Source organism: Allocoprococcus comes (genome assembly GCF_013300725.1).
Taxonomy (GTDB): Bacteria; Bacillota; Clostridia; order Lachnospirales; family Lachnospiraceae; genus Allocoprococcus; species Allocoprococcus comes_A.
Genome location: NZ_JAAIMM010000045.1, coordinates 1 through 9,198, shown reverse-complemented (window position 1 = coordinate 9,198; position 9,198 = coordinate 1). Strand labels below are relative to the sequence as shown.

The 9,198-nt window shown below is 42.6% G+C and carries 6 protein-coding genes, 1 pseudogene and 1 riboswitch; of the genes and pseudogenes, 5 read left to right on the top strand and 2 right to left on the bottom strand.

Going from position 1 to position 9,198, the window contains the following annotated elements; translation table 11 throughout:
- Positions 1 to 268 precede the first annotated feature (268 nt).
- Together G4407_RS15560 and G4407_RS15555 are read left to right on the top strand one after the other, a co-directional pair.
- Positions 269 to 1,945 (top strand): M3 family oligoendopeptidase, encoded by a 1,677-nt coding sequence (locus tag G4407_RS15560; protein WP_173689607.1) that lies wholly within the window; start codon positions 269 to 271, stop codon positions 1,943 to 1,945.
- A 329-nt stretch (positions 1,946 to 2,274) separates the two neighbouring features.
- Positions 2,275 to 3,240 (top strand): carbohydrate kinase family protein, encoded by a 966-nt coding sequence (locus tag G4407_RS15555; RefSeq protein ID WP_173689606.1) that lies wholly within the window; start codon positions 2,275 to 2,277, stop codon positions 3,238 to 3,240.
- A 95-nt stretch (positions 3,241 to 3,335) separates the two neighbouring features.
- Positions 3,336 to 3,443, top strand: a riboswitch (TPP riboswitch).
- Positions 3,444 to 3,514: 71 nt separating this feature from the next.
- Here the strand turns inward: G4407_RS15555 and G4407_RS15550 are convergent.
- Positions 3,515 to 4,129 carry a flagellar biosynthesis protein FlhF gene (locus G4407_RS15550; RefSeq protein WP_173689605.1) on the bottom strand — a complete coding sequence of 205 codons (615 nt, stop codon included), beginning with the start codon at positions 4,127 to 4,129 and terminating at the stop codon, positions 3,515 to 3,517.
- Between the two features lie 419 nt (positions 4,130 to 4,548).
- Here G4407_RS15550 and G4407_RS15545 point away from each other — a divergent pair, with 419 nt between their 5' ends.
- The 3 genes from G4407_RS15545 to G4407_RS15535 all read left to right on the top strand — a co-directional run bounded on the left by G4407_RS15545 (position 4,549) and on the right by G4407_RS15535 (position 8,870).
- A complete protein-coding gene (locus G4407_RS15545; RefSeq protein ID WP_173689604.1) occupies positions 4,549 to 5,817 on the top strand; it encodes a chloride channel protein in 1,269 nt (422 codons plus the stop codon).
- A 472-nt stretch (positions 5,818 to 6,289) separates the two neighbouring features.
- Positions 6,290 to 7,621 (top strand): aspartate--tRNA(Asn) ligase, encoded by a 1,332-nt coding sequence (gene aspS / locus G4407_RS15540; protein WP_173689603.1) that lies wholly within the window; start codon positions 6,290 to 6,292, stop codon positions 7,619 to 7,621.
- A 64-nt stretch (positions 7,622 to 7,685) separates the two neighbouring features.
- Positions 7,686 to 8,870, top strand: coding sequence for a hypothetical protein (locus G4407_RS15535; protein WP_173689602.1), 1,185 nt, complete (start codon positions 7,686 to 7,688; stop codon positions 8,868 to 8,870).
- Between the two features lie 119 nt (positions 8,871 to 8,989).
- Here G4407_RS15535 and G4407_RS16425 read toward each other — a convergent pair.
- A pseudogene (locus G4407_RS16425) lies at positions 8,990 to 9,198 on the bottom strand (IS110 family RNA-guided transposase); the annotation flags it as partial.

Here is a 9,198-nt window from a genome sequence, read left to right as displayed (position 1 = left end):
GTAGAGCGCTACGTTCGGGACGTAGAGGTCGCAGGTTCAAATCCTGTCACTCCGACTTTTGTATGTCTGAAGATAAGAATCTCTTTTGATACAGATGTGGATTGAAGAATCCGGCTGTGTCAGAAGAGATTTTTTATTCTTTCGTAACATTGTACGAAAAGGTGATGGAATCACAGGATGAGTTGTGATAAAATCGGGATAGAACTGCTTTTGGGGAAAAGAATATGATTCTGACGGGCAGAGGAAAAAGATTGGAAAGAAGGAAAAGATGATGGAAAAATTTTCAGAGATGAAATATGTACGTCCAGATGGGGAAGCGTATATTCAGACCATCCAGAAAGAAACAAAGAACTTTAACGAGGCTGCAGATTTTGAAGGCGCGCATCAGGCGTTTGTCGCAATCCTGAATGCAAACAGCCACTTTAATACGACACGCGTCATGGCAAGTATCCGCAACAGCCAGAATACCAATGATGAATTCTATCGAAAAGAGATGGAATATATTTTCGAGATCGAGCCACAGATTGATGTAGAAATGAAAAAATTCTATGAAAGTTATCTGAAGTCTTCTTACAGAACAGAGCTTGAAAAAGAGTTCGGAGAAGTTTATTCCAGACAGGCAGAGAACAAAGTCCGGCTTACCGATCCGTGTAATGCTGATCTGCAGATCCAGGAGAACAAACTGGTTCAGAAGTATTTCCAGGTTGCAGCGGCACCGGTTACAGATTTTCACGGAGAACAGCTTGGATTCTATGGTCTGTTAAAGATGATGGAGGATACCGACAGAAGCATCCGCAAAGAAGCTTTTGAAAAGTGGGCAGAGCTGTATAAATCGATTTCGGATGAACTGGATTCCCTTTATACGGAACTGATCGGAATCCGTCAGCAGATGGCAAAGAACCTTGGATTTAATGGATATGCCGAGATGATGTATCAGAAGATGGAAAGATTTGAATATACGCCGGAGGATGTAGCAATATTCCGTAAGCAGATCCGGGAGCATATCGTACCGCTTTGTCAGAAACTTTATGAGGAACAGAAAGAAAGACTTGGCATAGAAGAATTAAAATATTATGACGAAAGTCTTACCTATCCGGATGGAAATGCAGTTCCGGAGGGAACGGAAGAAGAACTTCTGGAAAAGGCGAGAACCATGTATCATGAACTTTCCAAAGAAACAGGAGAATTCTTTGATTTTATGATGGAATACCGTCTGTTTGATCTGGAAGGAAGACAGGGAAAACAGCAGGGTGGCTACTGCGACTTTATGGAAGAATATAAGGCACCGTTCATTTTTGCAAACTTTAATGGAACCAATGCAGATGTCAATGTCCTTACCCACGAAGCAGGACATGCCTTTGAAGCATACACAGCGTCACGCAATATTCCGGTATTATCGCAGACATTCAGTACCGCAGAGATCAGCGAGATCCATTCGATGGCAATGGAATATTTCACATTGCCATGGATGCATCTGTTCTTTGGCGAAAATGCAGAGAAACAGAAAAAAGCATATTTGTGGGATTCGCTGGAAGCAATGCCGTACATGGCATGCGTAGACGAATTCCAGCATCGTGTGTACGCTGAAAATCTGACAGACGCAATGGAAAGAAGAAAAGTATGGCATGAACTGGAAGAAATCTATCTTCCATGGAGAGATTATGACGGCAATGAATTCATGGAACAGGGTGGCTTCTGGATGCAGAAACAGCATCTCTTCATGTGCCCGTTCTACTATATTGATTACGCCGTATCCCGTGTAGGAGCACTTGAATACTACGGCGAAATGCAGGAAGACCTGGAAAGTGCATGGAAAGATTACTACGCCCTCTGCCGCCAGGGCGGAAGCAAAGGCTACCACGAACTCCTGAAAATCGGAAATCTAAGCGATCCGTTTAAAGAGGGAACTATCTACAACGTTCTGAAAAAACTGAACCTGCTCTAGGTGTAAGTGAAATGTAAAAAATGTGATATCGATTACACATTCTTCTTGCAAGTGTCGGGGGAACAAGGTATAATTTGCTTATAAGATTATGAGATCGAAAGCTATTACCGATAACCTCGAAGGACGAATTACACAAAAGAACCCGTTTAAATTCATTTTTTGTGCAATGGAGATGAAACTCAAAAATCGTGGAAGCCTCTGCTGAACACGATTTTCGCCCTAAGAGGTTCATCGGAATGGTTTGCACAACTGAATTTAAACGGGTTCTTTTGTGTAATTCGTCTCACAATGTATATCTTTAGATTCAAGAAGATTATAAGGAGAGGAATATGGAAAAGATCTATGACGTAACTGCATTAGGCGAACTGCTGATTGATTTTACAGAAAATGGAACGAGCGCACAGGGGAATCCACTCCTGGAAGCCAATCCGGGAGGTGCACCGTGCAATGTACTTGCCATGCTTGAAAAGCTTGGAAAAAAGACCGCATTTATCGGAAAAGTTGGAAAAGATATGTTTGGTGAGCAGCTGAAGAGAGCGGTTGAAGAAGTTGGAATCGATACACGGAACCTGGTAATAGACGAAGAGGTACATACGACACTTGCATTTGTACATACCTATCCGGACGGTGACAGAGACTTTTCTTTTTACCGGAATCCGGGAGCAGATATGATGCTGAAAAAAGAAGAAGTGGATGAAGAGCTGATCCGTTCGGCAAAGATTTTTCACTTTGGAACACTTTCCTCTACCCATGAAGGCGTAAAAGAAGCAACAAGATATGCAATCGACGTGGCAAAAGAAGCAGGATGTATCGTAAGTTTTGATCCGAATCTCCGACCACCGCTTTGGAAATCACTGGATGATGCAAAGGCTGAGATCGAATACGGTCTTTCAAAGTGCGATATTCTGAAGATTTCAGATAATGAAGTGGAATTCCTTTTTGGAACAACAGATTACGATGAAGGAGCAAGACTGATCCGCGAGAAATACCAGATCCCGCTGGTTCTCATTACTCTTGGAAAAGACGGAAGCCGTGCATATTACAAAGATCTCAGGGTAGAAGTTCCGGGCTTTGTTCAGGAGCATACGATCGAAACGACCGGTGCAGGTGATACATTCTGTGCCAATTCCCTGGATTATATTCTGGAGCATGGAATGGAGGAGCTGACCGAAGAGAATTTAAAAGAGCTTCTCACATTTGCAAATGCGGCAGCATCCCTGATCACCACAAGAAAAGGGGCACTTCGGGTTATGCCGACCAGAGAAGAAATCGAGAACTTTATCCAGAATGTATAAAAAAAGGAATCTGTTGTAAGAGAGAAGAGAATAACCTCTGCTTGACATCTTGTCCGGCAGAGGTTATTATGTGCATGTTATAAAATTGAATGAGAATCGACGACAAGGGGAGCCCATAAAGAACAGGCTGAGAGGAAGCATTTAGCTTCGCCCCGTAACCTGATTTGGATAATGCCAACGTAGGGATGTTTGCTACAGAGTAAAGAAAAAAATGTAATAAAATAACCGGACAGATTAGTGAGAAATCTGTCCGGTTATTTCATTATACGGGATTTTATTTTTTCTTGTTCCAGACATGAATCCCGGCAAGGATTCCACCAATATACAGAATACTGATAAGTACCGTAGGATTTTCGTGCAGACTGTATACTACTGCAACAATTGCTGCAAGAATCACTGTCAGCATAAAGGCATTCATAATTCGCTTTTCGCGGATGTTGCGTTCCTGTACCTGGAGTTCGTGGCGTTTTTCTTCAAGCTTCAGATATTCGAGAAGCTGGTCATCCGGAATTTTTTCCAGAATGTATTTTTCACGCAGATAGTTCAGTTCCTTTGCCGTATGGAAAATGCGGTGGTGGGAACTTTTCTTTTCTCCGGTAAACGGATCTTTTTCGGAATCGTCAGAATATTTGAAATCTTCCGATGAAAAATCCGTGTAAGTATTCTTTTTTTCCTCCGATGACATGGTTTCTGCCTCAGAAGCGGATTCATGAGTAATTTCTTCGGAGCTATCTTTTGAAGTTGTTTCAGGGGAGCCTGTTTCCGGAGCTGGAGCTTCTTTGGGTGGTACATCAGTGGCTGTATGGATGTCTCCGGATTCGGGAACCGGTTCTGTAGAAAGCTTTGGATCAGAATTGGCAGATTCTGAGAAAGCTAAAATTTCGGACATATCTTAACCTCCTTCGACCATGAAAATGATCGATTTTTTTCTTATAGAATACCAGTTTCGTATAAAAATTTCAATCGACAGAGAGAAGGAAATGTCTGTTGAGGATTATAAGAAAATCTCATTTGGCTTTCGTCCGGATATTATTTTTATTGATTGCGCCTGTCGGACAGCCTGAAGACAGTTACGCTTGCGGATGTAATCAGGGATTATCATATGCAGCTGGAAAAAGAGAAATAATCTTTGTCAGTTGGAATTGTCAAAAAAAGAAAAATTTTCTATAATAAAAAGTGGAATAAGGATGTGTATACATCATTTTTTGTTTAACAGGAAATTCTGAAGGAACTTCCTGTTAAATAAAAGGCACTGCGTGCCGAGGTACATTCTTTTTTAAAGAAAAATGAGAGTATGAGGAACAAAGGATGAATGAAAAATTAAAAGAAATGGGAGAAGCATGGAAAAATCTGTATGGTTCATTGTTGAAATGGATCATTTTGTCTGGGGTGATCGGAAGTCTCATCGGACTGATCGCCAGTGGATTTTCCTATGCGATCGTATGGGCAACTTCATTTAGAGAAGCAAATCCGATGATCATTCTCGGGATGCCACTTGGTGGTCTGTTGATTGTCTGGTTGTATAAAATTACCGGACAGGAGAAGAATTCCGGAACGAACCTGGTTCTGACAGTAGTCCGGTCGGATGAGGAAGAGGTTCCGGGATGGGTGACACCACTGATCCTGATATCGACAGCGATCACGCATCTGTTTGGAGGATCTTCCGGACGAGAGGGTGCAGCGCTTCAGTTTGGAGCAAGTGTAGGAAATGTATGTGCGAAATATCTGCATTTGAATGAGAGTGACAAGAAGATCATCATTCTGGCAAGTATGAGTGCCGCATTTTCAGCACTTTTCGGGACTCCGATGGCGGCGGTTGTATTTCCAATGGAAGTGATCAGTGTTGGTGTGATGTATTATGCCGCACTTGTGCCATGTGTATTTTCTGCATTTGCCGCACAGGGGATTGCGCTGCTTCTGAAAGTGAGGACCGTTACTCCACCGTATCTGGTAGAATCGGTTCCGGATTTTTACAGCGTGGATTCGATCAAAGCGATCATTCTGGCAATTGCGTGTGCGCTTGCCGGAGCACTGTTCTGTATTGTGCTGCATAATGGGGAACATTATCTGAAGAAATGGTTTCCGAATCCGTATGTGCGTGTGGTTGCAGGGGCAGCAGGAGTGATCATTTTGTATTTTGTACTCAGAACGGATGCCTATCTGGGGCTTGGAACAGGTGTGATTTCTGCAAGCTTTAAAGAGGCGGCAGGGCCACAGATGTTCCTTCTGAAAATGCTGTTTACGGCATTGACGCTCTGCGCCGGATTCAAGGGTGGGGAGATCGTACCGTCACTGTTTATCGGAGCAACACTTGGTTCTTTTATGTCTACGATCCTTGCAGCACCGACAGATATCTGTGCGGCATGTGGAATGGTTGGAGTATTTTGTGCAGTTACGAACAGCCCGATCGCATCACTTCTGATTGCATCCGAGTTGTTTGGATTTAACGGAATGCCATTTTACTGCATCGTAATTGCTGTAAGCTATCTGCTTTCCGGATATTACAGTTTATACAAAGAGCAGAAAATTGTTTACTCCAAAACAGAGAATAAATACGTGGACAAACATACAAAATAATCGAAAAACAAAAAGAAACAAAGCGAATTGGCGGCTTTAAAGGATAAAAACTGACAATTGACGAGAAAAAATTAAAAAATAAAAGAAAATACTTGAAAAAATAAAGAACGTGTGCTAGTATCTAAAAATAATTTAGTAAAGCAAAGCGATGAAAGAGACTCTTGCTTCTGGAACTTGACAGGAATACGGCGTCACCGACTGAGAGCGCTGTTTGAGGAATGAGGCGAAGGGAACACTCTGGAGCAGATTATCTGAACAGGAAGCACAGGTGCTTTAGTAGGGTAATACGGTTCATGCACGTTACGCATGTAAGAGAGGAATCCAAAAGGATTCAATGCGGGTGGTACCGCGGATCATCAGATTATCCGTCCCGGAATACGAAAAAGTATTCCGGGGCTTTTTTTATGCATATCAAAACCAATCCGGAATACGAAGTTGACAAAAGCAAAACATATTTTAGGAGGATTGTGACATGGAATTTATGACAGGTGTAAAAGAAAAAGAAACGCTGGAGCTTAGTGAATTACTGGAAGAGGGAAGACTTGGAGAAGAAGTGAAGGTAAATGGAGCCGTTCATACAATTCGTGACATGGGAACAGTCGCCTTCGTGATTCTGAGAAAACGGGAAGGTCTGATCCAGTGTGTATACGAAGAAGGCGTTACAAAATTTGACTTGAAAGATTTAAGAGAAGCCGCTACAGTAGAAGTAACAGGAAAACTGACCGAATCAGAGAAGGCACCGAACGGAATTGAAATCCGTCTGAGTGAGATAAAAGTACTCAGTATGCCAAAAGACAGCCTTCCACTTGCAGTTTCAAAGTGGAAACTGAACACTTCACTGGAAGCGAAGCTGAACTATCGTTCCATTTCTCTTCGAAACGTAAGGGAAAGAGCGAAGTTTAAAATTCAGGAAGGAATCGTAAGAGGTTTCAGAGAGTTCCTGTATAAAGAAGGTTTTACAGAAATTCATACCCCGAAGATCGGAGCAAAAGGAGCAGAAGGAGGATCTAACCTCTTCCGACTGGATTATTTCCATCGTCCGGCAGTGCTGGAACAGAGTCCACAGCTGTACAAACAGATGATGGTTGGTGTTTTTGACAGAGTATTTGAGACAGGACCGGTATTCAGAGCAGAAAAACACAACACCAAGCGTCATCTGAACGAATATACCAGCCTGGATTTTGAAATGGGTTATATCGACAGCTTTGAAGATATCATGGCGATGGAAACGGGCTTCCTTCAGTATACGATGGAGCTTCTGAAAAAGGATTATGCGAAGGAGCTTAAAATCCTGGATGTGACACTTCCGGATGTCTCTAAAATTCCGGCAATTCGTTTTGATGAGGCAAAGCAGAAGGTTTCAGAAAAATACGATCGTAAGATCCGCAACCCATATGACCTGGAACCGGAGGAGGAGCATCTGATCGGACAGTATGCAAAAGAAGAATGGGGTTCTGATTTTGTATTTGTAACATACTACCCGTCAAAGAAGCGGCCGTTCTATGCAATGGATGATCCACAGGATGAGAAATTCACACTCAGTTTTGACCTTTTGTTCCGTGGACTTGAGATCACGACCGGAGGACAGAGAATCCATGATTACGACATGCTGATGGAAAAGCTTGAAAAGCGGGGGATGACAGAAGAAGGACTGGAAACCTATCTGGATACATTCAAACATGGTATGCCGCCACATGGAGGTCTTGGAATCGGAATGGAACGTCTGACAATGCAGCTCCTTGGTGAGGATAATGTCCGTGAGACAACCCTTTTCCCAAGAGATTTAAGCAGACTTACACCGTAATGACCGGGCTCCCTGTCTGGCCGGTAAAAAGGAGAGCTGACAAGAGGCAGCGGGGGAGGTAAAAATGAGAAGAAGATGTTCTTTATGCGGAGGAAAATTAAACGGAAATATCTGCACGGAGTGCGGACTTGATAATTCAAAGAATGATGATCAGTATGTGACACTTGAAAATTCCGGTCATGAAGAGTCTCTGACACATGTACATACGGAAGAAGAAAAGCCGTATGAAGGAAAGACTATGACGCGGGAAAATGTGCGCAAGGCGAAGAATGCAGATAAAAATGCAAAGAAAGCAGCTGCAAAAAAGGCGTCAAAGAATGCGGCAGCAGGTAAAGCAAATCCGGTGGGTAACGGATATTCAGCAGCAAATGCGAGCTACAATACCGCAGGCACAGGCTACAGCCAGACAGGAAACCAGAGTTACAGTTATACATCATCTTCAATGCAACAAAGCAGCAGACCGGTAAAAAAGAAAAAGAAGTTTGGAAAGTTTCTGGTCGGTTTTGTGATCATTGCCGCATTTGCAGGCGAGCTTGGTGGAACGATCATTCATGAGGTTCAGAATTATTTTGAAGACTATACATATGATGACAGTGACAGCTACACCGAGGATGATCCGTACAGCGATGTGCAGGAAGTGATGCCGGATGACGGAGAAGTCTATGAGGCAGATCTGACGGCCGGTATTTATAAAGGTGGGGTACATATTCCGCAGGGAACCTACACACTGACCTGCAATGGTGGAAGTGGCCGGGTAGAACTGATAGACAGTAAAAACAATATCTGGACGCAGTATTATTTTGGAGATGATTACGAGGATTCGCAGGAAGAAGTCAGCGGTTTTGAAGTGTTTCCGGGATGCTATGTAGTAGTAGAGGATACACTGGAACTTCACATGATGGCAGAGAATGCACAGATGGATTTAACAGGAATTTCAAATCCGCTTACAGAATCTAAGGTCGTATCTGATAAATTTACAGTAGGAAAAGATGTGCCGGCTGGCGTCTATGATGTGCGGTGCGTGGAAGGTCTTGGGATTTTTGATTATGACGTGACAGTAAGTGCCGGATACGAAAGCTATATGGGAATGCTGATCGGTAATGAAGAGTCGGGGTTTCCACAGGAGCTGAAAAATATTGTCCTGATCGATGGAACAGAAGTTGATCTGGAAGGACTTACAGTAGAACTTACACCGAGTGAGTGGATTGAATCGGAGGAGTACGAAAGCTTTTATGATAATTATAATTAGCCTGCAAATAAAAAGTCAAGGCTAAATTGAAAGAACATTGAAAATTTTATACAGGTTGAAAATTGGGTATCAAAATAAGACCACCACACCAGTGCTGGCCTGAAAATATTAGTGGATAATTAAGATTCAGGAAGAGATGAAAGATATTCTTTCACTCGTCCGTAGTAGATTCTTAGAAACTTGTTGGTACCTGCAGTCATATAGACATAGTAAGGCTTGCCTTGAGCACGTTTCTTGTCTAAGAACTGATAAACAGGATCATCTTGAGGATGTGTTTTAATTAGGACATCCATTACCTGAAATAAAGTCTTTCTTAGATCAGAGGAAC